29 protein-coding genes and 1 pseudogene are annotated in these 22,201 nt (G+C 67.8%); 15 read left to right on the plus strand and 15 right to left on the minus strand.

Going from position 1 to position 22,201, the window contains the following annotated elements:
• Nucleotides 1-110: 110 nt before the first annotated feature.
• Genes dnaK through K368_RS0110985 form a run of 4 tightly spaced genes read left to right on the plus strand, consistent with a single transcriptional unit; the run spans nucleotide 111 to nucleotide 3,858 of the window.
• Nucleotides 111-1,997 carry a molecular chaperone DnaK gene (gene dnaK / locus K368_RS24405; RefSeq protein ID WP_051439843.1) on the plus strand — a complete coding sequence of 629 codons (1,887 nt, stop codon included), beginning with the start codon at nucleotides 111-113 and terminating at the stop codon, nucleotides 1,995-1,997.
• A 29-nt stretch (nucleotides 1,998-2,026) separates the two neighbouring features.
• Entirely contained in the window at nucleotides 2,027-2,557 is a 531-nt protein-coding gene (locus tag K368_RS0110975) for a nucleotide exchange factor GrpE (RefSeq protein ID WP_027172451.1), read from the plus strand.
• Nucleotides 2,558-2,611: 54 nt separating this feature from the next.
• Nucleotides 2,612-3,517, plus strand: coding sequence for a J domain-containing protein (locus K368_RS0110980; protein WP_027172452.1), 906 nt, complete (start codon nucleotides 2,612-2,614; stop codon nucleotides 3,515-3,517).
• Nucleotides 3,518-3,522: 5 nt separating this feature from the next.
• On the plus strand, nucleotides 3,523-3,858 hold the full coding sequence (locus tag K368_RS0110985; RefSeq protein ID WP_197031009.1) for a chaperone modulator CbpM: 336 nt from the start codon (nucleotides 3,523-3,525) through the stop codon (nucleotides 3,856-3,858).
• Between the two features lie 149 nt (nucleotides 3,859-4,007).
• On the opposite strand, the gene K368_RS0110990 is transcribed toward K368_RS0110985, so the two are convergent.
• Nucleotides 4,008-4,361, minus strand: a complete 354-nt coding sequence (locus K368_RS0110990) for a hypothetical protein (protein WP_027172454.1) — start codon at nucleotides 4,359-4,361, stop codon at nucleotides 4,008-4,010.
• 330 nt (nucleotides 4,362-4,691) lie between these two features.
• Between K368_RS0110990 and K368_RS24410 the strand changes: the two genes are divergently transcribed.
• The 3 genes and pseudogenes from K368_RS24410 (at nucleotide 4,692) to K368_RS27330 (ending at nucleotide 7,518) form a co-directional block, all read left to right on the plus strand.
• Complete coding sequence (locus K368_RS24410) at nucleotides 4,692-6,062, plus strand: MFS transporter (protein ID WP_081739549.1); 1,371 nt, start codon at nucleotides 4,692-4,694, stop codon at nucleotides 6,060-6,062.
• A gap of 56 nt (nucleotides 6,063-6,118) precedes the next feature.
• Complete coding sequence (locus tag K368_RS0111000) at nucleotides 6,119-7,105, plus strand: 2-hydroxyacid dehydrogenase (RefSeq protein WP_027172455.1); 987 nt, start codon at nucleotides 6,119-6,121, stop codon at nucleotides 7,103-7,105.
• Between the two features lie 38 nt (nucleotides 7,106-7,143).
• A pseudogene (locus K368_RS27330) lies at nucleotides 7,144-7,518 on the plus strand (hypothetical protein).
• 78 nt (nucleotides 7,519-7,596) lie between these two features.
• On the opposite strand, the gene K368_RS0111010 reads toward K368_RS27330, so the two are convergent.
• From K368_RS0111010 to K368_RS0111055, 9 genes are all read right to left on the minus strand, one after another.
• Nucleotides 7,597-8,025: a heme-binding protein gene (locus K368_RS0111010; protein ID WP_036266202.1), complete on the minus strand. Its 429-nt coding sequence runs from the start codon at nucleotides 8,023-8,025 to the stop codon at nucleotides 7,597-7,599.
• Nucleotides 8,025-8,738 (minus strand): hypothetical protein, encoded by a 714-nt coding sequence (locus K368_RS0111015; RefSeq protein ID WP_027172457.1) that lies wholly within the window; start codon nucleotides 8,736-8,738, stop codon nucleotides 8,025-8,027. The genes K368_RS0111010 and K368_RS0111015 overlap by 1 nt, the downstream gene beginning before the upstream one ends.
• Before the next feature lie 66 nt (nucleotides 8,739-8,804).
• Nucleotides 8,805-9,452, minus strand: a complete 648-nt coding sequence (locus tag K368_RS0111020) for a BON domain-containing protein (protein ID WP_027172458.1) — start codon at nucleotides 9,450-9,452, stop codon at nucleotides 8,805-8,807.
• A 43-nt stretch (nucleotides 9,453-9,495) separates the two neighbouring features.
• On the minus strand, nucleotides 9,496-9,801 hold the full coding sequence (locus K368_RS0111025) for a hypothetical protein (RefSeq protein ID WP_027172459.1): 306 nt from the start codon (nucleotides 9,799-9,801) through the stop codon (nucleotides 9,496-9,498).
• Between the two features lie 38 nt (nucleotides 9,802-9,839).
• Complete coding sequence (locus K368_RS0111030) at nucleotides 9,840-10,691, minus strand: universal stress protein (protein WP_027172460.1); 852 nt, start codon at nucleotides 10,689-10,691, stop codon at nucleotides 9,840-9,842.
• Between the two features lie 637 nt (nucleotides 10,692-11,328).
• The gene (locus tag K368_RS24425) at nucleotides 11,329-12,060 is read right to left on the minus strand and encodes a cyclic nucleotide-binding domain-containing protein (protein ID WP_081739550.1); all 732 of its coding nucleotides are present in this window, start codon (nucleotides 12,058-12,060) and stop codon (nucleotides 11,329-11,331) included.
• Between the two features lie 52 nt (nucleotides 12,061-12,112).
• Complete coding sequence (locus tag K368_RS0111045; protein WP_027172461.1) at nucleotides 12,113-12,331, minus strand: hypothetical protein; 219 nt, start codon at nucleotides 12,329-12,331, stop codon at nucleotides 12,113-12,115.
• Between the two features lie 113 nt (nucleotides 12,332-12,444).
• Entirely contained in the window at nucleotides 12,445-13,560 is a 1,116-nt protein-coding gene (locus K368_RS24430; RefSeq protein ID WP_051439844.1) for a sensor histidine kinase, read from the minus strand.
• Nucleotides 13,561-13,610: 50 nt separating this feature from the next.
• On the minus strand, nucleotides 13,611-14,180 hold the full coding sequence (locus tag K368_RS0111055; RefSeq protein WP_027172462.1) for an OsmC family protein: 570 nt from the start codon (nucleotides 14,178-14,180) through the stop codon (nucleotides 13,611-13,613).
• A 157-nt stretch (nucleotides 14,181-14,337) separates the two neighbouring features.
• Here K368_RS0111055 and K368_RS24435 point away from each other — a divergent pair, with 157 nt between their 5' ends.
• On the plus strand, nucleotides 14,338-15,267 hold the full coding sequence (locus K368_RS24435; RefSeq protein ID WP_051439845.1) for a LysR family transcriptional regulator: 930 nt from the start codon (nucleotides 14,338-14,340) through the stop codon (nucleotides 15,265-15,267).
• Between the two features lie 469 nt (nucleotides 15,268-15,736).
• On the opposite strand, the gene K368_RS26570 is transcribed toward K368_RS24435, so the two are convergent.
• The 3 genes from K368_RS26570 to K368_RS0111080 all read right to left on the minus strand — a co-directional run bounded on the left by K368_RS26570 (nucleotide 15,737) and on the right by K368_RS0111080 (nucleotide 17,252).
• Nucleotides 15,737-15,874 carry a hypothetical protein gene (locus K368_RS26570; protein WP_155935087.1) on the minus strand — a complete coding sequence of 46 codons (138 nt, stop codon included), beginning with the start codon at nucleotides 15,872-15,874 and terminating at the stop codon, nucleotides 15,737-15,739.
• A 162-nt stretch (nucleotides 15,875-16,036) separates the two neighbouring features.
• On the minus strand, nucleotides 16,037-16,387 hold the full coding sequence (locus tag K368_RS25565; protein ID WP_027172465.1) for a 4-fold beta flower protein: 351 nt from the start codon (nucleotides 16,385-16,387) through the stop codon (nucleotides 16,037-16,039).
• Between the two features lie 49 nt (nucleotides 16,388-16,436).
• Nucleotides 16,437-17,252 (minus strand): universal stress protein, encoded by an 816-nt coding sequence (locus tag K368_RS0111080; protein ID WP_027172466.1) that lies wholly within the window; start codon nucleotides 17,250-17,252, stop codon nucleotides 16,437-16,439.
• A gap of 165 nt (nucleotides 17,253-17,417) precedes the next feature.
• Between K368_RS0111080 and K368_RS0111085 the strand changes: the two genes are divergently transcribed.
• The 4 genes from K368_RS0111085 (at nucleotide 17,418) to K368_RS27665 (ending at nucleotide 19,688) form a co-directional block, all read left to right on the plus strand.
• Nucleotides 17,418-18,278, plus strand: coding sequence for a PRC-barrel domain-containing protein (locus K368_RS0111085; protein WP_027172467.1), 861 nt, complete (start codon nucleotides 17,418-17,420; stop codon nucleotides 18,276-18,278).
• 69 nt (nucleotides 18,279-18,347) lie between these two features.
• Complete coding sequence (locus K368_RS0111090; RefSeq protein WP_027172468.1) at nucleotides 18,348-18,593, plus strand: hypothetical protein; 246 nt, start codon at nucleotides 18,348-18,350, stop codon at nucleotides 18,591-18,593.
• Nucleotides 18,594-18,933: 340 nt separating this feature from the next.
• Nucleotides 18,934-19,338 (plus strand): PAS sensor domain-containing protein, encoded by a 405-nt coding sequence (locus tag K368_RS27660; protein ID WP_027172469.1) that lies wholly within the window; start codon nucleotides 18,934-18,936, stop codon nucleotides 19,336-19,338.
• 14 nt (nucleotides 19,339-19,352) lie between these two features.
• Nucleotides 19,353-19,688, plus strand: a complete 336-nt coding sequence (locus K368_RS27665) for a sensor histidine kinase (protein ID WP_348625531.1) — start codon at nucleotides 19,353-19,355, stop codon at nucleotides 19,686-19,688.
• A 192-nt stretch (nucleotides 19,689-19,880) separates the two neighbouring features.
• Here K368_RS27665 and K368_RS26575 read toward each other — a convergent pair whose 3' ends face one another.
• On the minus strand, nucleotides 19,881-20,045 hold the full coding sequence (locus K368_RS26575; RefSeq protein WP_210164103.1) for a hypothetical protein: 165 nt from the start codon (nucleotides 20,043-20,045) through the stop codon (nucleotides 19,881-19,883).
• Between the two features lie 277 nt (nucleotides 20,046-20,322).
• Between K368_RS26575 and K368_RS26580 the strand changes: the two genes are divergently transcribed.
• Nucleotides 20,323-20,544 carry a hypothetical protein gene (locus tag K368_RS26580; protein ID WP_155935091.1) on the plus strand — a complete coding sequence of 74 codons (222 nt, stop codon included), beginning with the start codon at nucleotides 20,323-20,325 and terminating at the stop codon, nucleotides 20,542-20,544.
• 139 nt (nucleotides 20,545-20,683) lie between these two features.
• Here the strand turns inward: K368_RS26580 and K368_RS0111115 are convergent, their stop codons facing one another.
• Nucleotides 20,684-21,241, minus strand: coding sequence for a potassium channel family protein (locus K368_RS0111115; protein ID WP_245259562.1), 558 nt, complete (start codon nucleotides 21,239-21,241; stop codon nucleotides 20,684-20,686).
• A 114-nt stretch (nucleotides 21,242-21,355) separates the two neighbouring features.
• Here K368_RS0111115 and K368_RS0111120 point away from each other — a divergent pair, with 114 nt between their 5' ends.
• The gene (locus K368_RS0111120; protein ID WP_027172472.1) at nucleotides 21,356-21,598 is read left to right on the plus strand and encodes a biotin/lipoyl-containing protein; all 243 of its coding nucleotides are present in this window, start codon (nucleotides 21,356-21,358) and stop codon (nucleotides 21,596-21,598) included.
• 4 nt (nucleotides 21,599-21,602) lie between these two features.
• Entirely contained in the window at nucleotides 21,603-21,983 is a 381-nt protein-coding gene (locus tag K368_RS0111125; protein ID WP_245259563.1) for a cytochrome c, read from the plus strand.
• The last annotated feature ends 218 nt before the right edge of the window (nucleotides 21,984-22,201 follow it).

Below are 22,201 nucleotides of genomic sequence, written 5' to 3' on the forward strand. Positions count from 1 at the left end.
CCAGGCATTCCGCCGACCACTCCTCGAACCTGACCCGTCACGACCATCGACGCCGCCGGCGATGCACGCAGGCGACCACAATCCTCACCGGACACATCACGGAGATCACCATGTCCAAGGCCATCGGCATCGACCTCGGCACCACCAATTCCTGCGTCGCCGTCCTCGACGGGGCGAAGGCGCAGGTCATCGAGAACGCGGAGGGCGCGCGGACCACGCCGTCCATCGTCGCCTTCACGGAAAGCGGCGAGGTCCTCGTCGGGCAGCCGGCCAAGCGCCAGAGCATCACCAACCCCGAGAACACCATTTCGGCGATCAAGCGCCTGATCGGCCGTCGCTACGACGATCCGCTGACCGAGAAGGACAAAGCCATGGTCGGCTACAAGATCGTGCCCGGCCCCAACGGCGACGCCTGGGTCGAGGTGAAGGGCAAGACCTACAGCCCGAGCCAGATCAGCGCCTACATCCTGACGAAGATGAAGGAGACCGCGGAGGCGTTCCTCGGCGAGAAGGTGACCAAGGCCGTCATCACCGTGCCGGCCTACTTCAACGACGCGCAGCGCCAGGCCACCAAGGACGCCGGCCGCATCGCCGGCCTGGAGGTGCTCCGGATGATCAACGAGCCCACGGCCGCGGCGCTGGCCTACGGTCTCGACAAGAAGGGCAACGGCAAGGTCGGCGTCTACGACCTTGGCGGCGGCACCTTCGACGTCTCGTTCCTTGAGATCGGCGACGGCGTGTTCGAGGTGAAGTCGACGAACGGCGACACCTTCCTCGGCGGCGAGGACTTCGACAACCGCATCGTCGACTACCTCGTGGACGAGTTCCGCAAGGAGAACGGCATCGACCTGCGCAAGGACCGCCTCGCCCTGCAGCGCCTCAAGGACGCCGCCGAGAAGGCCAAGATCGAGCTGTCCTCCGCCAACCAGACCGAGGTCAACCTACCCTTCGTGACGGCTGACCAGACCGGGCCGAAGCACCTCGCGATCAAGCTCAGCCGCGCCAAGCTCGAAGCCCTGGTCGCCGACCTCGTCGAGCGGACGGCGGGGCCGTGTAAGGCGGCCTTCAAGGACGCGAACCTCGACGTGTCGCAGATCGACGAGGTGGTCCTCGTCGGCGGCCAGACCCGGATGCCGAAGGTGCAGGAGACCGTGCAGGCCCTGTTCGGGCGGGAGCCGCACAAGGGCGTGAACCCGGACGAGGTCGTGGCCATCGGAGCGGCGATCCAGGCCGGCGTGCTCCAGGGCGACGTCAGCGACGTGCTGCTGCTGGACGTCACCCCGCTTTCCCTCGGCATCGAGACCCTGGGCGGCGTGCTGACCCGCCTGATCGAGCGCAACACCACGATCCCGACGAAGCGAAGCCAGACCTTCTCCACCGCGGCCGACGCCCAGCCGGCGGTGACCATCCGGGTGTTCCAGGGCGAGCGCGAGATGGCCGCCGACAACAAGATGCTCGGCCAGTTCGACCTCGTCGGCATCCCGCCGGCGCCGCGGGGCCAGCCGCAGATCGAGGTGACCTTCGACATCGACGCCAACGGCATCGTCAACGTCTCGGCCAAGGACAAGGCCAGCGGGAAGGAGCAGACCATCCGCATCGAGGCCTCGGGCGGTCTCGACGAGGCGGCGATCCGGCGCCTCGTTCGCGAGGCCGAGACCCATGCGGGCGCCGACAAGGTGCGCAAGGAGCTGGTCGAGGCCGGCAATCATGCAGACGTCGCGATCTACACGACCGAGAAGAGCCTCAAGGAGGCGGGGGGCAACGTTCCCGCCGACGTGAAGGCCGAAGTCGAAACCAGCCTTAGAGCGGCGAGGGAGGCGATCCAGGCCGGTGACCTCGCGCGTATCAGGACGGCCACCGAACGCCTGAGCCAGGCTGCCTCGCGCCTGGGCGAGAGCGGACCAACGACCAAGGGCCCGTCCGCCGATCCGGAGATCGTCGATGCGGAGTTCCAGGACGCCCCGGGCGACGGCACCCGCCACAGGCCGGCGGCCTGAGTGGTCCATTGTCAGAGGAGGACTGTTCAATGACCGAAAGCATGAACGACACCATGCCCCCTGACGGGGAGGTCGCGGATCTCGCGGCCCTCCAGGCCGAGAACGCCTCCCTTCAGGACCGCTTGATGCGGGCGCTCGCCGAAACCGAGAACGTTCGGCGACGCGGCGAGCGCGGCATCGAGGACGCCAGGAAGTTCGCCGTCCAGGATCTGGCGCGCGAGCTCCTGCCCGTCACCGATAACCTGCACAGGGCCGTTGCGGCGGCCACGGCCACGGGCGCGGGTGCCGGGCCGACGGCCCATGCGTCCTTGCTCGAAGGCGTCGGGGCGACCGAACGGATGCTGACCTCCGCACTCGAACGCTTCGGCATCCGCCGGATACCGGCCCTTGGCATGCGCTTCGATCCGAAGGCGCACGAGGCGATGCAGGAGGTCGAGGATGCGACCCAGACGCCTGGAACCGTCATCGACGTCATGGAGGACGGTTTCACCCTCTACGACCGCCTGTTGCGACCGGCGCGCGTGGTTGTCGCCAGGGTGCGATCTCGTGTCGGCGCGTAGCGGCGACACCGCCATTATCGGCCCCGCGACCATCCCGACTTGGAGGAATGCGCATTGAGCGAAGATCCGTACAAGGTGCTCGGCGTGACGCGGGACGTCTCCGCGGCGGACCTGCGCACGGCCTACCGGAAGCTCGCCAAGCAGCTGCATCCCGACCTGAACCCCGGCAACAAAAAGGCCGAGGAAGGCTTCAAGGCGGTGGCGACCGCCTACGACCTGCTAAACGACCCCGCCAAGCGCGCCCAGTTCGACCGTGGCGAGATCGACGCGTCCGGAAGCGAGCGCCCGCGGCAGCCGTACTATCGCGAGCAGGCAGAACGCGATGCGGGCCACCCCTATGGTGGCGAACAAGGGTTTGGGGATTTCGGCGGCGAGGACATCTTCGCGCAGATGTTCGGTCGCGCCGGGCGTGCCGACCCCAACCGTGCCGGTGCGGATGCCCGCTACCGGCTGGAGCTCGACTTCCTGGAGGCGTTCAACGGCGGCAAGCGCACGCTCACCCTCCCGGACAGCCAAGCCCTCGACGTCACGATCCCGCCCGGAACGCGGACGGGGCAAACGCTGCGCCTGCGCGGCAAGGGCGGATCCGGCATCGGGAAAGGGCTGCCAGGCGACGCCCTGATCGAGGTCGAGGTCCGTCCTCACTCGCTCTTCAAGCTCAAGGGGGACGACATCCACATCGACCTGCCCTTGTCGCTTCGCGATGCCGTCCTCGGCGGCAGGGTCAGCGTGCCGACCCCGTCCGGCCCGGTTTCCATGACCGTTCCGAAGTGGAGCAACGCCGGCGGCGTGCTCCGCCTGAAGGGCAAGGGCATGGTCCGTGGCGGTACCTCCGGCGACGAGTACGTCACCCTGCGATTGACCCTGCCGGCCGAGCCGGATGCGGAGTTGCAGGATTTCGTAACCCGGTGGGGGACCACAAAGCCTCATGAGACCCGGCAAGCCGAGGAGACGCTATGATGGAGATGCGTGAGTTTCAGGTCCGCGCCGGCGTGGAAACCGATGTCCTGCACGCGTGGATCGACACCGGCTGGGTCATTCCGGACGAGACCGAGGGGCGCATGACCTTTCGCGAGATCGATCTCGGCCGGGCGCAACTCATCCAGGATCTCGAAAGGGACTTCGGCGTGAACGAGGAAGGCATCGTCCTCATCCTCGATCTCGTCGACCGGATGAGCGGCATGCGCCGGACGCTCGGTCATCTCGCCGTGGCGATCCGCCGGGAGCCGGACCACGTCCAGGACCGGATCGCCGACGGGGTTCGTGAGGCCTCTCGGAAGATCACCGAGCTTGCTTCCTGAGACGGACGAGGTGTCCGACGGCTCTACTCGCCGCCGATTGGGGAAAAGCGGTCTTGGGTCGGTGCTTCTCGCTGCGCCACTCCGCGGAACGGCGTCACGGAGGCGGTATCCGGGGCGACGGGATCGCTTCGATCCTGAGAATTCGAGAGTTAGGATTCCACGACCGTTCGCATGATGTCGAGCCCGGCGGTCACCACGATTGCAAGACCGAAGACGACCGTCATCGAGACGTCCGGCTCCGCCAGCGGCGAGGCGATGACGGCGTCCGGTGGCACAAGGGCGCGTTGCAGGAACCAGGGTGAGACCGCCACCCACGCGCCCAGTACGCCCGATCCCAATCGTGTCCCCGGCTCCGGCTCGGGCCCGTTAAGGAAGGCCAGGCCCATGACGGCGAGACCGCATCCGGTCGCGCTCAGCATGGCGGGGAAGTTCCCCGTGTGGATGAAGAGGAAGGGCGTCAGGACGACGAGCGCCCCCAGTACGGCCGAGATGCCGTCGAGCATGCCCCCGACGTCGTTCCCGGCCCCCGGGGACCTACGTTGATTCCCGCCCATGTCACCCGCTCCACGTGGGCCGATCACGGTCGCGAGCGAGGTCCGCCCATGGAGGTGCCGGCAAGGAACGAGCTTAGGGTGGGCAGGCGGGCGGTATCCTTGATCCAGCGCAAAGCGTCGTCCCAAGCCCCGATCTAGGGTCTTCCCGTCCCCCCGGTCCCTCGCGGGACGCGTCCCCTAATCGGGGGCTCCCGGTGTCGCGGAAGGACACCGATGACCTTGCGTTCCGTGCGGGCATCACGAAACCGCGGCCGACCTCGAACGCTGGAAGATCTTGAGATGGTGGATGCGGCAATCGCCACGGGCGATCCAAAAGGCCCACTGGCGGCTCCACCTGCGAGTGGACGATCCGATCCATCGCCGCCGGCCGAACTCAAGCTCCTGTTCATCCTCTCATGGCTGCTGTGCGCGGTCTTCTACTTCTTCCAGTATGCGGTGCGTTCGGCGCCCGGGGTAATGCAGGCGGAACTGACCTCGGCCTGGGGCGCCAACCACATCGGCACGATGATCTCGGCCTATTACGTGGCCTACGCGGTGATGGCCCTGGTCGCCGGGGTGCTGTTGGACCGGTACGGCGCGCATCGGACCATCCCGTACGGCATCGCCGTCGTCGGCCTTGGCTGCTTGATCTTCGCACAGGGGAGCGAGGCCGCCGGGATGGTCGGCTTCGTCCTGCAGGCGACCGGTGCGATCTTCGCCTTCGTCGGCTCGTCCTACGTGGCGGCCCGGTACCTGCCAACCCGCATGCTGGCGCTGTTCATCGGCCTCACGCAATGCCTCGGCATGGCCGGCGCGGCCTTCGGTTCAAAGCCCGTCCACATGGCCATCGACCCGGCCGGCGGGTTCAACGTCCCCTGGCAGCACGTGTGGGTCGCCTTCGCCGCCATGGGGTTCGCGCTCGCCCTTGTTACCTGGTTCGTGATGCCGCGCGAGACCGGCGACAGCCCGAGCCACCACGCGGAGCTCTCGCTCTCCGGCCTGCTCCGCCCGTTCAAGGTCATCCTCAGCAATTCGCAGAGCTGGCTCGCCGGCATCGTCGGCGGGCTCCTGTTCCTGCCCACCACCATCGGCGCCCTGGTCTGGGCCACGTCGTTCCTCCATGCCGGTGAGAACCTGTCGATGGCCGACGCCGCGTCGGACGCCGCCATGGTGCCGATTGGCTGGGTCATCGGATGCCCCCTGCTCGGGTACATGTCGGACAAGATCGGCCGTCGCAAACCGGTGCTGCTCGGCGGCGCCCTGCTGATGCTTGCGGCGGGCCTGACCGCCATCTACGTCCCGGTGAGCACGCTGCCGCGCTACTCGGTGGCCCTGGTCCTCGGCATCGCCTCCGGGGCGGCGATGATCCCCTTCTCGATGATGAAGGAGACCAACCCGGCACAGGTGAAGGGGACGGCGGCCGGCGTGATGAACTTCCTCGTCTTCGTCACGACGGGGATCATGTCGCCCTTCATCTCGCATCTGATGCTGCCGAGGCAGGGCGTTCCGTTGACCCTGGCGGATTTCCAGACCGCCTTCCTGCCCCTGGTGGGCGGCGTCGTCCTGGCCCTGGTCCTCGCCCTGTTCCTCCGGGAGACCGGCACGGCCGAGCAGGGCCCCCTCGCGAAGGGCGGGACGAAGCCCTTCGTCCCGACCCTGGCGCCGGCCTGAGCGGCCCCGACGCAGATGCCTTCTCCCGGAACGCCCTCACGCTCAAGGATGACCACATGGATGTCGCGGTCTTCAGCACCAAGCCGTACGACCGGCGCTTCCTCGACGCGGCGGTCGCGGGACGCCATGCCCTAACCTACATCGACGCGCGGCTCGACCCGACGACGGCGATCCTTGCCGGCAAGGCAAAGGTGGTCTGTGCCTTCGTCAATGACGCGGTCGACGCCGCCGCCCTCGACACCTTCGCGGGGCTCGGGGTGCGCCTCGTCGTCCTGCGGTCGGCGGGCTTCAACAACGTGGACCTCGCCGCCGCCAAGCGGCACGGCATCCTCGTCGCCCGGGTTCCGGCCTATTCGCCCGAGGCCGTCTCGGAACACGCGGTGGCTCTGATGCTGTCGCTCGACCGGCACATCCACCGCGCTTACGCCCGTGTCCGGGACGGCAACTTCGCCCTCGACGGTCTGCTCGGGTTTAATTTGCACGGCCGAACGGTGGGAATCGTGGGGACCGGCCGGATCGGCCAGGGCGTCGCCAGGATCATGCTGGGCTTCGGATGCAAGGTGCTGGGATACGACGTGAAGCCGACCCGGACCTGCGAGGCCATGGGCGTCATCTACCGCCCGCTGCAGGACCTGCTCGCCACCTCGGACATCATCTCCCTGCACTGCCCCCTGACGCCGGAGACGCACCACCTCATCGATGCGGCCGCCATCGGCGTGATGAAGAGCGGCGTGATGCTGATCAACACGAGCCGGGGCGCTATCGTCGATACGAAGGCGGTCGTTGCCGGGTTGAACGAGGGGCGGATCGGCCATCTCGGCCTCGACGTCTACGAGGAGGAGGAGGAGCTCTTCTTCGAAGACAAGTCCGACGTGGTGATCCGGGACGACGTCTTCGAGCGCCTGCTGATGTTCTCGAACGTGCTCGTGACCGGGCACCAGGGGTTCTTCACGTTCGAGGCGATGACCGCCATCGCCGAGACCACCGTTGCCAACATCGACGCGTTCGAGCGGACGGGACGACCGGTCCACGTGGTGGCCTGACCATGCAAGCAGGCAAGCTCGACAAGATGGAGATCCTCATGTTGCCCCACGTCACCCTGACCCTCGCCCGCTGACCGGACTTCCCCGAGGGAAGCGTCGACCATGGCTACGAGATCGACGCGCCCCTCGGTCCGGATGGGCATCTCGATCCCGAACTCTGGCGTAAGGAGCGGGATCGTTGCCGCGTCCGCCGGTTCCGGCTCGGCGAGCCGAACCGCGACGGGCGCCTGGTTCATCGGCAGGGCGGGTTCGGCGGGGGGACCTGGCTGATCGACTACGACGATAGGACGACCGAAGACGACGCATTGGGCTACCGGCTGGGCAGCCACCGTTTCGTTGAGGGCGAGTACGTCTCGATCGGTGAGGACGACACGATACGGACCTTCAAGGTCGCGGGCATCCGTCCGTCGTGATGGCTGATCGGGGTTGAGCCTCGGCGACGGCGGCCCTGCATACAGGCCGCTCGACCAGGCACGCGCCGCGCGGCGGCATCACCCGAAGGCGGCGCCTCCGGCATTCGCGCAGTTGAGGTCCTGATCGCGGGACGCATCCCCATACACCCCAATGGCGCCGATGAGCGCGCCGTGCCGTCTCAAGGAAAGGCCGCCAAGCTCGTGAAAGGCGGCCGTCCCCTCGCCTTCGACGACCGAGCCGTAGAGGTCATCACCCGGCGGTGGCATGACCTCGCTCGCCTTGCCCGAGACGGCCGAGGCAACGGCCTTCCCGATGGCCCCGCGCGCGGTCATGCAGCCCGCGCCGTCCATCTTCGAGAAGGCGACGAGGCGGCCCTGGTTGCCACCGACGGCGACGCTCACGGAGGTTCCGAGACGCTGGGCCTCGGCAACGGCACGCCCGACGGCCGCGGTCGCTTCCGCGAGCGTCACGTCACCGGTATCCGCGATGGAGACGCGAGCGTTCATCACCGGCCGTCCCGGGCCAGCATCTCGCGCCCTAGCGCGAGCAACTGACCGTCGGTGCTCGCCGACAGGTCGACGGTCGCGGTCGCGACGACGCGGATCTCGGTTCCCGGATGACGCTCGTGCAGTCGCTCCGAAAGGACGGCCATCGCACTGGCCTTGCCGGTGCCGTGCCCGACGATGGCGACCCGAGGCGCGTTCGCGACGGCGGCCACGATGCGGTCGTAGTAGCCGAGGTCCTCAGGCGCGCGCTGGCCGCGGTAGTTGCCGTCCTCCTCGTGCGAGAGATGATGGATGTAGCCCTTCGGGTCGTAGGGGCGCAGCGTGGTCTCGGTCTCGCCGCCGACGGTCTCGGGATCGAGGCGGTAGATCCGCGCCTCGTGATGGTCGACGACGATGAGGGCATCGATCTCAGCCGTTGCCGGGGGCGAAGCTTCGAGGATCTCGGTCGAGTAGGGCGAGAGGCCGGCATCCTGCATCAGGTGGCGCAGGCGCTCGACCTCGCGCGGATCCATGTCCTTGTCCCGCGGACGGAGGAAGGTCGCCGTCCGGCCGGCCAGGGTGAAGCCCCACTTGTCGTCGCGTTTCTCCTCCGTGCTGCCGATCCGCCCGATGAAGGCCACGACCTCGCGCCATTCCAGGTTGTTGCTGGTCGGATGGTGGAAGATCCGGCCGAGGATGGTCCGGTCATGACCGTGGATGGATGCGTTGATCATCGGAAGGGTTTCCTGTCGGATTCCGCACCGGGCGGACTGCCCGGTGCGGCCGTGCGGAAGGTCCGTTCAGACGACGCGGATGTCGTTCTCGACGGTGGTGGCGCCGGGAGCGCCCCAGGCCGTCCAGCCGGCCGTCTGGCGGTCGTACCAAGTGTGAACGGTGCCGGTCAGGTGGACGACGCCGCCATCGGTGCTGACGTTGATGGTCTTCGGGTCGTACCAGCTACGATGCAGCGCCTCGGTGATGTCGGCGCCGATGGTGGCCGCGTTCGGGCGCGGCTTGATGGTGACGTGGTTCATGATGCCGACGACGCCGAGCATCCCGCGGATGTCGTGCTCTGCGGCCGCCTTCTGGTACTGCCACTCGACCTCGCCGGTGAGGGTGACCCAACCCTTCTCGACCTTCACCTTCACCGCCTCGTCGGGAACGGAGACGTTCCAGTCCAGGCGCTGGACCACGGCGATGGCGATCTCGTCGTCGTTCTTCCGGGTATGGAGGGGAAGGCGGACCTCGATCTCCTCGGCGACGGCGCGGACGCCCTTGACCCGGCCGGCGGCCTTTTCGGCGGCATGTTTCTCCATGTAGTTCTGCACGTGCCCCGTAAGGGTCACGACGCCGTCCTTGGCGGTCACGCCGATATGCGCGGCGGTGACGCTCGGCTCCCAGCCGAGTTCGGCGAGGACGTTGGTCTGCAAGGTCTTGTCCATGGTCATGATGTTCTCCGGGGTCTGGGACTGAGGGGGGGGGCGCACGCGCCTAGCGGTGGCGGCGGTCGTGGTTACGGTGACGGTAGGCGCGATGGTGGTAGTGGCGACGCGTGCGCATGCCGCTGCGGTAGCCGCGACGGCCCGGGTCGATTCCGAGAGCACCGTTGACGGTGCCGACCGCGCCGCCCACCGCGCCGCCGACAATGCCCCCGATGGGGCCGCCGACGCGGTCGCCTTCGGCCGCGCCGCGACGCATGCCGCCCGGCAGGCCCTGGGCATCTGCCGACACCGGCATGGCGAGGGCGGACAGCACGAGGGCCGCCGCGACGGCGAAGTGCCTGAGATTCGGTTTCATGGATTTCCTTGTGGTTGGTCGACTGGGTTCGCTCGCGCTCAGTGCGCGAGGAAGAGCGGGATCGGGCACGCTGCCATCAGCGACTGCGTGAGCCCGCCGAAGAGCCACTGCCGGATGGGGCCGTGCCGGTAGGCGCCCATGACCATCATGTCCGCACGGTAGCGGCTGGCCGCGTCACGGAGGGTCTCGGCGACGTCGCCATCCGGACGCACCGGCAGGTCGTCCACGGTCACGGCGATGCCGTGGCGGGCCAGGTGCGGAGCGAGCTCGGCGCCCGCGACCGACCTCGAAAGCTCTTTCTCACCGACGACCGAGATGATCTCGACGGCGTCGGCCGCCAGCAGGAACGGGAGCGCGTCGTTCACGGCTCGGGCCGCATGGGCCCCGCCGTCCCAGGCGATGACGATGCGTCGTCCCGAGAAGGTGTTGTGGCCGGTGGGGACCACGATGACGGGGCGACCGCTGTTGAACAGGGACGCCTCGATCAGCTCGCGGTCGAGGTCGATGGTGCGTTCCTCGGCATCGAGGATGGTGAGGTCGTGCAGGCGAGCCTTGGCCGCGAACGTTGCAAGGATGTCCGGATGCGTCAGTTGCGGGCTCTCCACCGTGCATGCGACGCCGGCGCTGGCGGCGTCGCCACGAACCTTCTCGGCCACCGCCTGGCTCAGGCCTGCGGTCCGTCCGTTCTCGTCGGAGATGAGAGCCCGCCCGAACCCACCGGCGAGGGCGCTGTTCATGACGAGCCGCCGCGAGGCCGCCCGCACGGTGAGGTGCGCCCCGGCGGCGACCGAAAGCGACAGGCCGTAGCCGATGGCATCGCTCGTCTCGCCCTGCTGACCTTCCTCGGTCAGGCCCACGATCACGTTCTTGATGTTCCGGAGTGCCGGCATGGATGCGTCCCTCGTTCTGCGTGCGACGGACCCTAATCCCGGTCCCGCAGGAGTCCTTGATCCAGCGCAAAGCCGGACGCGGGGACCCGGAGCATGGTTCATCACGAACCTGGCCCGCTCGCATCGGGCCTTGCGGCGAAGGGACGGACACGGATGACCCGATTGATGACGACGCTCGTGGTGCTTGGGATGCTTGGGGCCGCAACCTCGGTCCAGGCGGCCTCCGACCTCGGTCGCCAGGCCCGTTCCAACGGACCGAACATGCCGCTGTCCCGGGATGTCGTGCCGAGCGAGATCAGGCGGCAGGAGCCGGCCGCGACGGGGAGCATGAAGGGACGTGCCGGATATGACGGGAAATCCCGGTGGGGGGACATCAAGCGTCCGCCGGTCCGTCCGCCGTCGCGGTGAGGGGGGCCTTACATGACGTTCTCGACGGAGCTTCTGTACGGTGGGGCGGACCCCGAGCGGCGGGCCGGTGAACCTGCCTACTTCCTCGACTCATCCGAACTACGGCCGGCTCGGCAGGAAGCGCGGGCATGGTTCGGCGCGGCAAGGGCGACCGGGGGTGTCGTCCCTTCGGCGGTCGCCATCATGGACAGCGGCCGGGAGGTGTACCGGTACACGGCGGCCCCGAACCTCAGTGGGCCGACATCCGGTCGAGGCGGTTGTGGTCGACAAGGCGTACCCCGCCCGGAACGATGAGGATGCAGCCGTCCTTGTCGAGCCGCGACAGGGTCCGGCTCACGGTCTCGATGGTCAGCCCGAGGTGGTCGGCGATGTCGAGGCGGCCCATCGGCAGTTCCAGGGTGATCGGGGACAGCCCGATCCGCACGTAGCGGTCCCGGAGCCCCATCAGGAACGTGGCGACCTTCTCGTCGGCGGTGCGCCGGCCGAGAAGCATCATCATGTCCTTGGCCCGGGACAGCTCCTGCCCAGTGATCTCGTGCAGGTGCATCATCAGGCCCGGGTTCTCGCAGAGCAGGCGCCGGAACGCGAGCCGCTCGAACCGGCATGCGGTCACGGGCCCGAGCGCGTCCGCGGACACGGCGAACCGGTCGAGGAGCGACAGACCGATGAAGTCGCCAGGGAAGGCGAAGCCGGTGACCTGCCGGCGTCCGTCCGGGAGGATGCGGTACAGGCGCAGGGCGCCGGAGGTGACGTTGAAGACCGAGCAGGCCGGCTCGTCCTGTCCGAACAGCGTCTCCTTCTGGTCGAGCGAGACGCGTCGGCTCAACGGCTCCAGCGTGTCGCGTTCGGCCAACGGCAGGGCCGCGGAAAGGCTGACGAGGCGAGGCTTGCCGATGCCATCGAACAGGAAGGATGGCGGGATCGGAATGCGTGGTCCGACGGGAAGCGAATGGATCGACATGGGTCTGTCCTTCCTGTTCGGTACGGCCTCATGGCTCGGCCGGGGAAAAGCGTCAGAGACCGCGCCAGCGCTCGGTCGCCTCGATGCGCTCCGCATGGCGGGCCAGGTCGCGGAAGGCATCGCGTACGCCGTCGTCGAGCTTGAATGCGCGCTGCAGGACCCCGGCGGCCAACTGGACCGTGACGTCGTCCCAGTCACGACCATGACCGGCCCGGTCACGAACGGTCGTGACCGACTTGGCGAGGACGGAGTAGGCCTCGGCTTCGAACATGGTCACCTCAAGGTCCCGGCCCGAAGACGGATGTCTCCACAAAAGGATAACGTGCGAACCACGCCGACGAACGGAAGCAAAATCGGTGACCGGGAATGCAGATTTGCTTCGGATTACGGCCGAGGGGACATGTGTAACGGTAAGCCTCCCCCCGAGATCCCGTTGAGTGGCGCCATGGCCGTGAAGAGGATGCCGGCAGGGTCGTACTCGATCTCGGCGGCACCGCCGGTCTCCACCGCCAGGGCTCGCTCGATCATCCGGGACCCGAAGCCCGTCCGGGTCGGCGGAACCACGGTGGGACCGCCGATCTCCTGCCAACGGAAGCGGAACCGGTCGGAGCCGATCCCGTCAAGGATGTCCCACCTCAGCAGGACACTTCCGGAGTCCGTGGACAGCGCACCGTACTTGACGGCGTTGGTGGCAAGCTCGTGCAGCGCCATCGCGAAGGCCAGGGCGACCCGGGAGGTCAGGTGTACGGTCGGTCCGCCGCATGTGAAGCGACCCGCCTGCTCGGCCCCGAAAGGACGCAACGCAACGGCGACGACCTCGCCGAGGGTGGCGCCCTCGCAGGTGTCGCGGATGAGCACGTCGTGGGCCCCCGCCAGAGCCATGATGCGGGCATCCAGCGTGGCTTCGGCCTCCTTCAGGTCGGTGGACGTCCGGAGGGTGTGGCGGATGATCGACTGCACCGTCGCGAGGGTGTTCTTGACCCGGTGTGCCAGTTCCTTCGCCAGCAGGTCGCGGTGATCTTCGATCCGTTTGCGGTCGGTGATGTCGAGGGAGATGCCGGCGATGCCTTCCGGCGTGCCGTCCGTGTGGTACGATGCGTGGCCGCGGGACTGGATCCAGTGGGCCTCACCGCCGGGGTAGGCGATGCGGTACTCGATGTCGTAGTCGGTCCGTCCGGCGATGGCGGCGGCGACCGCGCCCAGCATGCGTTCCCGATCCTCGGGATGGATCGCTTCGATCCACGCCTCGTAGGTGAACGCGGAACCGGGATCGCGACCGAAGTTCACCTTGCAGCCCTGCGAGGCCGCGAGCGACATCGTCGCCAGATCGAGGGTCCACGATCCGATCCGTCCGGCCTTCCGGGCGAAGAGGAGGCGCTCCTCGACGAGGGCCAGTGCGACCGTGTCGGTCTTCGCCTCGGCCACGAGCCGGTCGAGGATCACCGTCCCGTGCTGCCTCAGGGTGTGCGACGAGTCCGGCTCGGGGTCGAGGATCGCCATGGGCCGCGCTTCCTGCCCCGATTGCGGGGCGTGATGATGTCCGCCCTGGCTCAGGCGACGGCGGCAGAGGCGGTAGGTGCGAGCGCGACGTCGAGATGGACCGGGTTGTGCAGGGTGTTCGCCACCGGTGACCACAGCACCGTGTGCTTGATGAGCGCGGCGAGGGTCTTTCGCGATGCGTCGGCGTCGATGCTCACGGAGACGCGGATGCTTTCGAACCCGATTGTCTTGGGATGGAGGTCACCGCTGCCCCAGACCGAGGTCATGTTGATGTCGGCCTCGACGTGGAGTTCGAGCGAGCGGATCGGGATGCCCTGTCCCAGGGCGTTGGCGTGGATGCCGATGGACAGGCAGGAGCCCAGGGCGGCGAGCAGGGCCTCGGAGGCATTGGGAGCCATGGCCTCGCCGAGCAGGCCCTCGGGCTCGTCCTCCATCACGGGCTGTGGCGGCAGGTTCCGGATGTAGTTCAGCTGGTGCAGCCGACCTTGCGCGACCGTGCGGCAGCGTAGGGTTCGGACGGCGGTCGGATCGGCCTTGCCCTTCGCGATCACCGCGGCGAGTTGATCTCCCTTGACGGGCAGGGACGTCACCCCGTCGGATTTTGTCGGCGGTTTTGCCATGGAGTGGACCTCGTGCCGATTGCCGGCGCGAAACGTCTCAATCGAACGAAACATTACGGCGGCGGTTGTCTGATCGAAGCCAGCATAGGCTTTCCGGTGCAGAAGTCGGCAACCAAAGTCGCCGAGGGGAGATGCATATTTGGATCGAAGGTGACGAATGCTCGACTGGGACGATCTGAGATTTTTCCTCGCACTCGCCCGCCACGGCACGCTCTCGTCCGCCGCCAAGGTGCTCCATGTCTCGCAATCGACGGTCGGCCGTCGCCTGAACTCGCTGGAGGCGACCCTCGCGGTACGCCTACTGAACCGGACCCCCGAAGGCTACGTGCCGACCTTGGCGGGCGAAGAGGTGCGCAGGAAGGCCGAAAGCCTGGAGGCGGAGGCCCTGGCCCTGGAACGGGACGTCACCGGGCGGGACACACGCCTGCGCGGGCTGGTGCGGGTGACCTGCGCCGAGACCATCGCCGCCCACCTGCTGGCACCGAGCTTCGCCAGCCTGCACGCCAGGCACCCCGACATCATGATCGAGCTCATCCCGAACCCGCGGGAGCTCAGCCTGGCGATGCGCGAGGCCGACGTGTCCGTGCGTATGAGGCAGCCCGAGCAGCACGATCTGGTGGTGCGGCGCATCGGCGGCATCGCCTTCGGCCTCTATGCAACCTCCGCCTACATCGCGGAACGCGGCGAGCCGAACTTCGAGGACGGCTGCCCCGACCACCACCTCATCACGCAGATGGAGGACAGCCAGGAGATGACGCAGTCGGCATGGCTGACCGAGATGGCCCCGATGTCCCGCGTCGTGCTGCAGACGAGCAGCCACGAGGCCGCCGTGCTCGCGGCCGCCAACGGCGGCGGGCTGGCCTGCCTGGCCCGGTTCCGCGGCGACGAGGAGGCACGGCTCACCAGGATCGAGGTTCCGACCGAGCCTCCCAACGCCGACATCCTTTTGCTGGTCCATAAGGACAATCGTGACACGCCGAGGATACGAACGGTGTTGACCCACATCACCGAGAGCATCCAGGCGCTCGGCCATGCGCTTCAGCCGTCCGGTACGAACGAGGAGGACGTTCGCGGCGTGGGCGCGTGATGCATGAGGGGAAGCGTGTGCGTCCATGCATGGCGGGCCAATCCGCGAGGGCGTGCTCGACCTCGGCAATGACGTTTTCCTCTTCCCTCGAGGCCGTCCGGCCGATGCCAAAGAAGCTCCCCGACGCGTCGGCGGCACCCTGCATGCGCCCCAGGATCTCCGACCCCAGCGACCGCATCGTTTCGACGGGCATGGAGGTCGACAGCTCTCGGACGTAGTCTTTCCATGCTTCGAAGAGCTCCGATGGCGGGCGCGTTGACAGCCACCGTTGAAGCAGCCGGTAGCCGGTCCCGTCCACGTCGAGCCGGGCATCCGCGGTGGCGGAAAGCACCGAGCCGCGTTCCTCGTCGTCCATCTCACCATCGGCCCACGCAACGGCGACGACGGGCACGAGCATGAGCGCCGCGAGCGTATCCGGTCCGATCCCCAGGTCGGCCAAGCGGCGCAAGAGGGCATCGTCGGCGATGCCCTATGCTTCCGCGAAGGTATCCCTCAGTCGTTGCGCATTGAGCAGGACGCCGTCACGTCGCCGCGAGGCCGCTTCCTCCCGAGCGAAGAAGAGGTCCTCCAGGGCCATTCCACGGGCTGCGAGTGGGTTGTGGCTCATGTGGGGTTCCTTGGATCGGGTCCCGTCCCCGTCGCCGGTCGCTTCGGAAGCGGCCATGGGAAAGGTGACGGAGGCATGGCGTCGGATAGGAGGCGGTCCCGGGTCGCGCCGGCCCGGTCACTCCGACCGGAGCCGCGCGGTGCGGTACGGATGGCACCGAAGTCAGACGAGTTCGGCGAAGGACCGGTCTGACCAGGCGGGCGAAGGGGTTGGACGGGTCGAAGCGGGCTCAGGCGTCCCCTTGGCCGGTTTGGGGCCTCTCGGTCCTGCCGTGGTCTTGGATTGGCGCCTCGGCTTCTCAGGGCCGCCGACGGCATCGAACTCGAAGAGGAGGCGCCCTCCTGCCTCGTCGGAGATCCAGCCGTCCCTTGTCCAGCCGATGAGCCGGCCGGAATAGGCGTAGACGGCGTCGTCGGTGATGTAGGCCGCGGGGGTTCCGTCCCAAAGGTAGACGGAGTGCCCGTCGCGGCAGAAGGCGGCTTCCCGGCCATCGCGGTCGAACAGTTCTATCATGTGGGGCTCCGTCGTGATGCGCTGCCGGCTCTCGCCGGCCAGGGGACGGTCAATTGCTCATCAGGCAGCAAACCGGAGTGTTCCGGAGGACATCGCGGGTGACGCCACCGAACATCCATTCGCGCAGCCTGGAATGTCCGTAGGCGCCCATGACGAGCAGGTCCGCATCCTCGCGTGCGACGAAACCCAGGATCGCCTCGCCCGCGCCCGCATCGTCGTTGCCAAGCCGATGTGCCGTGACCGCCAGGCCGTGCCGGGAGAGGTAGTTGGCCACGTCGTCGATGCCGTCGCCCTCCGCCTCCCGGCCGACGGCGACGACGAGGATCTGGTCCGACCGTTCGAGGAACGGCAGGCTGTGGAGGACGGCGCGGCGCGCTTCCAGGGTGTCCTTCCAGGCGACGACGACACGTCTGATGCGAAGCGACTCGATCCCGGGCGGCGCGACGACGACCGGACGTCCGGCCTCCACGACGAAGGGGCCGGGAAGCACGCCCAGAAAGCCGGGTTCGGGATCGGGAACGCCCCACCTACCCACCACCACCACGTCGGCGGCTCTGGCCTGCCTTGCGAGATAGGTCGAGGGTTCGGCTATGTCCGAACGCCAGTCGGTCCTGGCGACGCCCTCGACGTTGCGCTGGAATACGAGCTTCGCCTGCGCCAGGTCCTCATCCGCCCGGGCCACCTCGACGTCGGTGACCTGGAGGGCCGCGTAGGCGCTGGTCGAGTAGGCCGGCGGCGATACCTGGCGGGCCGCCACGCCGATGAGCTCGGCCTCGAACCGCCCGGCGAGGAAGGCCGCGAGCTGGATCCGGTCCGCCGCGGCGGGACCGAGATCCACGGAGACCATGATGCTGGCCACGTTCATGTCGGCGATCCTTCCTTGAGCCTCGGGCTCGATGGACGGAAGGAAGCACGGACCGACTTGGGTCGGCCTTGATCCAGGACAAAGTAATGAGGGGGCGGAACGGTCAGACCAGGGGAATGGACGGGGCGCACAGCCTTTGGACGCCCGCCATCCCGGAACCTCGACATGCAACGGCCAGCTCGATCCATCGCCCTCGGGACGATCCTTTCCCTTTCCCTGGCGCTTCCCCTCCGCGCCGCCGAGGAGCCGCAGGGTAAGCCCGATACGTGGTCGAACTCGAAACCGGCCCTGGCCTGCCTCGATCACCTCAAGGCGTTCAACACCCAGATGGAGACCGAGGGATACTGGCTCGGCGCCTCGGGATACGGATACGGCTATCCGCTCGGCGGCTACTGGTTCGGCGCGAGCGCCGGAATGGCAATGGGTATGGCACCCGCGGCGATGCCCTATGCGTATGCCCGGCCCGGATACGAGGTCCGCGTACTCCTCTCGGCGGCCGACATCCTAGCGCGCCACGGACGCCAGCAGCCCTGCGAGGACGTGCTGGTCCAGATCCGACAGAGCTACGACCAGTACAAGACCGACATGAAGGGCCGGGACCTCCGTGTCGCGAACGCCCTCGGGTTCCGCACGCAGGAGCTTTCCCTGGCGCAGCCGGTGGCGGAGCGGACCACGGCCTACCGGTCCGACGACCTGCTCGGCAGCGAGGTGCGGACCCCCGACAACGTCGCGCTCGGCAGCGTCGACGACATCGTCATGGGTCCCGAGGACGGCAAGATCGCCTACCTCGTCGTCGCCCGCGGCGGGGTCTTCGGGTTGGGCGAGCGCCATGTCGCGGTGCCGTGGGGCCGGTTCAAGATCTCGCCGAACCTGAACATCCTCGTCCTGGCGACGAGCAAGGACGACATGGACAAGGCTCCCCGGATAACCGAGGGCCGCTTCGTTAGGGCGGAGCCGTTCGCCCAGCAGACGGCGAAGGCGGACGCTTACTGGAGCGCCGCCATCAAGCCCGTTCAGGCCAACTGACACCCACGCTGCGCGATGGAGCGTCCGAGTAGGGCTCTCCGTCGCCCATCCCCTTGAGAAGGACCGGCCATGGCGAAGACCGATTTGGAACGAACCTGCGCCGAGGCGGCGCACCAGCACGACCGGGCCGCCGCCCATTACCGGCATTCAGCCAAGCACCTTTCGAAGGGCGAGCACGCCGCCGCCGCCAAGGAGCGGGACCTCGCCCTCGACCACTCGGAGAAGGCCAGGATCGACGAGGTCGGCCTTCGGCCCGATGGGGCGGCCGACGAGGGGAGGACTAAGTCCGAGGCGGCCTGGCACTTCATGGGCTGACGCCTACGCGCGTCGGTTCACCTGCCAATAGCGACAAGGAAGCCCCATGGCGAACCCGACCTACCCCGACCGGCCTGACCCGACTTTTCCCGACCCGTCGCCGGCGCATCCGCCCCGTCCCGATCAGACCCCGCTTCCCGAGCCACGGGGCGTGCCTGACTTCGGGCCCGATGAGATGCCGCCCTCGAACGAGCCTCTGGGCATCCCGGGCGGCGCACCGCCGGAGATCGGATGACCGCCGATACGGAGTCAACTGGCGAGGGGGCCGCCGTCGCCGTGCGAGTACGAGGCCTCTTGCGCCCACGCCATCGAGACGTCACTGGGCATCCAGGGACTGGGCGTGCGTCGCGAGCACGACAGGATCGTCGGCGAGCTGGCCAGCACGGCGGATGGCGCCGACCCCTTCGCCGCCGCGGTGCGCGCCTCGCAGATGGCGATGGTGATCACCGACCCCGTCCAGCCCGACAACCCCTTCGTCTTCGCCAACGATGCCTTCTGCGCCCTGACGGGCTTTTCGCGCGAAGAGGTCATGGGGCGGAACTGCCGGTTCCTGCAGGAGACGGATACGGACCCCGATGAGGTCGCCCGTCTCCGGGACGCCATCGAGGGGCGCGCCCCGGTCGAGGCCCAGCTTTTCAATCGCCGGAAGGACGGGAGCCTGTTCTGGAACCGGCTCTTCGTGTCCCCGGTGTCCCGTTCCGGGCCGACGGAGACCGACGCATCAAGGTCAGGGGCCCGGAGGTGATGCTGACGCCGCGGTTGGCGCTGGCCTTCTCCATGGCCTTCCACGAGCTCGCGACCAACGCGGTGAAATACGGTGCGCTTACGGATGAGGTTGGCCGCATCCTCTTGGATTGGGACATCGTCGACGGGTCCGGACCTCGGACGTTGCGCCTGACCTGGCAGGAGTTCGACGGTCCGCCGGTCAACCCGCCGATGCGGCGCGGCTTCGGCTCGCGCATGATAGAGCGGGCCTTGGCGGACGAACTCGAGGGTCGAGCCGAGATCGACTCCAGGCCCGACGGTATCGTGTTCCTGCCGGTTGCTCGCCTTCCGGAACCGCGTCGAGGGGACCGGGGTCAAGTGGCGGCCTGAACGACCCGGTGCCCCCGCCGCCGCGACCGAAACCGGCGGTCGGATCCTCGCCAGCCTACCGGAGTCGGTTCGGGGTGGCGGATCAGAGCCGTGCGTCGGTCCCGCCACCGGGCTCTACCCATGGAGAAGAAAGCCGATCCCATATCCGACCGCGGCTGCCGCCATGGCGGTCGCGACCGCGGAACGTTTCGTTCAAAGCCCTGCGAGCCGCCTGCCGTGCCTGTAGTAGAACTCGGCCTTCACGACGCCCACGCGGCCCCTCTCCATGACCTCGTCGGCGATGTCCGACAATCGATCCGATACGCGCATCGGCTCGGTGCCGACGGCGGTGGGTGACGAGGACGAGCCTGGCCTCAACAGGTCGTTTCGAAGTTCCACCTTTCCTGCCGCGATTGGCCCAGGGGGCGTCGCAAGACCTCCATCCGATGCGGGGGCGGTAGCGGGACGTCCGGCCATGGGCCTGCTCTTGGTGTCCGCGAGCTTGGCGGAGTGGCGGCGACGGACGGCCGTCGCAGGCATCGTCCTCTATCGATGCGATGGGGCCGGGTCCTTGATCCAGCGCAAACCGGAACCGTGCGGCGTCGTCCATACCGTCCGGAAATTGCAGCGACATCCTCTCGGTAGGGCTACGGACATGATCATCACTAAAACCATCGACGCACTGAAGGCTCAGCATGCACGACTGGAGGAGCTCCTACGCGGGTTCGACGACGGCATCTGGTGGAACTCGGACGCCCTGGCCCGGCTCGACGCCGGCAGGATGGGTGCGCAGGTGGGCCGGGTGAAGGATGCCCTCGACGAGATCGAGCGCCTCGCGGCGAAGATCGGCAAACCACGGACCGAGCTACCATCCTGAGGTCACTGGCCCATGCGGCAGGAAGGCGGGACCGCAACCATATCGCCGTGCGAAGCCTCCTTCCACGGGTGGGGACCCATCACGGTGGAACGGCTTCTCCGGAGTCCCGCATCGCGGAGGAGGATCGGTGGTGAATGGCTCAGGGTGTGTCCATCGGGGGAAATAGGCGTTTCCGGGCATGTTCCGCCTCCACGTCCCCGGCAGCGGATGCCGCCCGGTGCGTATTGTCCTTGCCATGCAGGGGCCAGTACCGTTCCATCGCCAGGTAGGTGAAGGATGCGGACCAGCCGATCAGGAGTAGGCCGTTGAGGGCCTCGACGCCGGCGATCATGCGGGTGTGGGACGTGGGCACCTGGTCGCCGAAGCCCAGCGACGTGTAGGTGACGACCGAGAAGTACAGGCAGTCTTGGAAGGTCTTGACGGGCGTTCCCTCGAAGGCGTCGTCGCCGATCCAGAGCACCAGGAGCCAGTAGGCGCCCGCGTAGATCCACACCGCGACCGTGTGCCCGACGAAGGTCATCAGCACCACGCCGAGGATGCGTACCCGGGGCGGAACCGGCAGCTCCGCGAGATGCTCGGAGGTCAGGCGCAGCGTCTCGTAGAGCACCAGGATCGTGGTGACGACGAGGATGACGCTGGCCGTCATGGCGATGAGCATGCCGCGCTTCCATTGGGGGGTACGGGCCAGCCATTGCATCGGATGCGTCCGCGGGCTTTGACCCAGGTCAAGGCGCTCAAGGGCGCGATGCGGTCAAATGCCTGGCCGTTTCCCCATTCCGGGGAGGATGCAGGTTAGGAACAGGCGGAAGCCATGCCGGATATCCGCGTATCGGAAGGTCTTTGGTCCACGGGCATGCTGCCCGAGGGCATACTGGAGCGCTGGCTCGTCGAGGACGGGTCCAAGGTGCGGGTCGGGGAGGCCTTGGCCGCCGCGCGGATCGGCGAGGCGCTGCACGACATCGTCTCGTCGGCCGATGGGCACCTGACGATTATGGCGCCCGCAGGCGACCTGATCGACCCCGGTTGCATCATCGCCCAGGTCACCGTCCGATGATGCGATGCCGCTCGAACCTGGCGAGGAACGCATGACCTTCATGGTTTCCCTCCAGTGGGGATTGGCCATCGCCGCCCTGCTCATCCCGGTCGGCCGGCACGCCGTCGCCGCGCCGGTCGAGAACCATCGCATCCGGGGCTGGACCCTGGCCGCGGAGAGTTGCAGCCAATGCCACGTCATCGGCAACGGCGCGCAGGTGGGTGGGGACATCGGCCCGGCGTTCACGGCAGTGGCCGCGATGCCCTCGACCACCGGTATGGCCCTCGACGTTTTCCTGCAGAGCCACCACCGGCGAATGCCGAGCGTCCGGCTCGACCGGGACGAGATGGACGCGATCATCGATTACATCCTCAGCCTCAACCCCGCGCAACGCGCTGGTCGTTGAGGCTATGGGGCCAGCCTACCGCCACGGCCGCCGCGCTGATCCGTGCGACGTCTTAGGACATGGAACCGGACCAATGAGGATCATCGACGGTTCAAGTCCCCGGACGGGGATGATCCTGCTGATCGTGGTCCTCCTCGTCGTAACGACGGCACTCATCGTGTTCGGCGTGACGGCCCATGCCTTCATCTATCGCCTGCTGACCATACCGATCTCGTAAT

The organism is Methylobacterium sp. 10 (assembly GCF_000519085.1).
Classification (GTDB): Bacteria; Pseudomonadota; Alphaproteobacteria; order Rhizobiales; family Beijerinckiaceae; genus Methylobacterium.

What these genes read in the sequence shown, in the direction of transcription:
- dnaK (WP_051439843.1), top strand. Translation starts at nt 111, where the DNA reads ATGTCCAAGGCCATCGGCATCGACCTCGGCACCACCAATTCCTGCGTC.
- K368_RS0110975 (WP_027172451.1), top strand. Translation starts at nt 2,027, where the DNA reads ATGACCGAAAGCATGAACGACACCATGCCCCCTGACGGGGAGGTCGCG.
- K368_RS0110985 (WP_197031009.1), top strand. Translation starts at nt 3,523, where the DNA reads ATGCGTGAGTTTCAGGTCCGCGCCGGCGTGGAAACCGATGTCCTGCAC.
- K368_RS0110990 (WP_027172454.1), bottom strand. Translation starts at nt 4,361, where the DNA reads ATGCTCGACGGCATCTCGGCCGTACTGGGGGCGCTCGTCGTCCTGACG.
- K368_RS24410 (WP_081739549.1), top strand. Translation starts at nt 4,692, where the DNA reads ATGGTGGATGCGGCAATCGCCACGGGCGATCCAAAAGGCCCACTGGCG.
- K368_RS0111000 (WP_027172455.1), top strand. Translation starts at nt 6,119, where the DNA reads ATGGATGTCGCGGTCTTCAGCACCAAGCCGTACGACCGGCGCTTCCTC.
- K368_RS0111010 (WP_036266202.1), bottom strand. Translation starts at nt 8,025, where the DNA reads ATGAACGCTCGCGTCTCCATCGCGGATACCGGTGACGTGACGCTCGCG.
- K368_RS0111015 (WP_027172457.1), bottom strand. Translation starts at nt 8,738, where the DNA reads ATGATCAACGCATCCATCCACGGTCATGACCGGACCATCCTCGGCCGG.
- K368_RS0111020 (WP_027172458.1), bottom strand. Translation starts at nt 9,452, where the DNA reads ATGACCATGGACAAGACCTTGCAGACCAACGTCCTCGCCGAACTCGGC.
- K368_RS0111025 (WP_027172459.1), bottom strand. Translation starts at nt 9,801, where the DNA reads ATGAAACCGAATCTCAGGCACTTCGCCGTCGCGGCGGCCCTCGTGCTG.
- K368_RS0111030 (WP_027172460.1), bottom strand. Translation starts at nt 10,691, where the DNA reads ATGCCGGCACTCCGGAACATCAAGAACGTGATCGTGGGCCTGACCGAG.
- K368_RS24425 (WP_081739550.1), bottom strand. Translation starts at nt 12,060, where the DNA reads ATGTCGATCCATTCGCTTCCCGTCGGACCACGCATTCCGATCCCGCCA.
- K368_RS0111045 (WP_027172461.1), bottom strand. Translation starts at nt 12,331, where the DNA reads ATGTTCGAAGCCGAGGCCTACTCCGTCCTCGCCAAGTCGGTCACGACC.
- K368_RS24430 (WP_051439844.1), bottom strand. Translation starts at nt 13,560, where the DNA reads ATGGCGATCCTCGACCCCGAGCCGGACTCGTCGCACACCCTGAGGCAG.
- K368_RS0111055 (WP_027172462.1), bottom strand. Translation starts at nt 14,180, where the DNA reads ATGGCAAAACCGCCGACAAAATCCGACGGGGTGACGTCCCTGCCCGTC.
- K368_RS24435 (WP_051439845.1), top strand. Translation starts at nt 14,338, where the DNA reads ATGCTCGACTGGGACGATCTGAGATTTTTCCTCGCACTCGCCCGCCAC.
- K368_RS26570 (WP_155935087.1), bottom strand. Translation starts at nt 15,874, where the DNA reads ATGAGCCACAACCCACTCGCAGCCCGTGGAATGGCCCTGGAGGACCTC.
- K368_RS25565 (WP_027172465.1), bottom strand. Translation starts at nt 16,387, where the DNA reads ATGATAGAACTGTTCGACCGCGATGGCCGGGAAGCCGCCTTCTGCCGC.
- K368_RS0111080 (WP_027172466.1), bottom strand. Translation starts at nt 17,252, where the DNA reads ATGAACGTGGCCAGCATCATGGTCTCCGTGGATCTCGGTCCCGCCGCG.
- K368_RS0111085 (WP_027172467.1), top strand. Translation starts at nt 17,418, where the DNA reads ATGCAACGGCCAGCTCGATCCATCGCCCTCGGGACGATCCTTTCCCTT.
- K368_RS0111090 (WP_027172468.1), top strand. Translation starts at nt 18,348, where the DNA reads ATGGCGAAGACCGATTTGGAACGAACCTGCGCCGAGGCGGCGCACCAG.
- K368_RS26580 (WP_155935091.1), top strand. Translation starts at nt 20,323, where the DNA reads ATGATCATCACTAAAACCATCGACGCACTGAAGGCTCAGCATGCACGA.
- K368_RS0111115 (WP_245259562.1), bottom strand. Translation starts at nt 21,241, where the DNA reads ATGCAATGGCTGGCCCGTACCCCCCAATGGAAGCGCGGCATGCTCATC.
- K368_RS0111120 (WP_027172472.1), top strand. Translation starts at nt 21,356, where the DNA reads ATGCCGGATATCCGCGTATCGGAAGGTCTTTGGTCCACGGGCATGCTG.
- K368_RS0111125 (WP_245259563.1), top strand. Translation starts at nt 21,603, where the DNA reads ATGCCGCTCGAACCTGGCGAGGAACGCATGACCTTCATGGTTTCCCTC.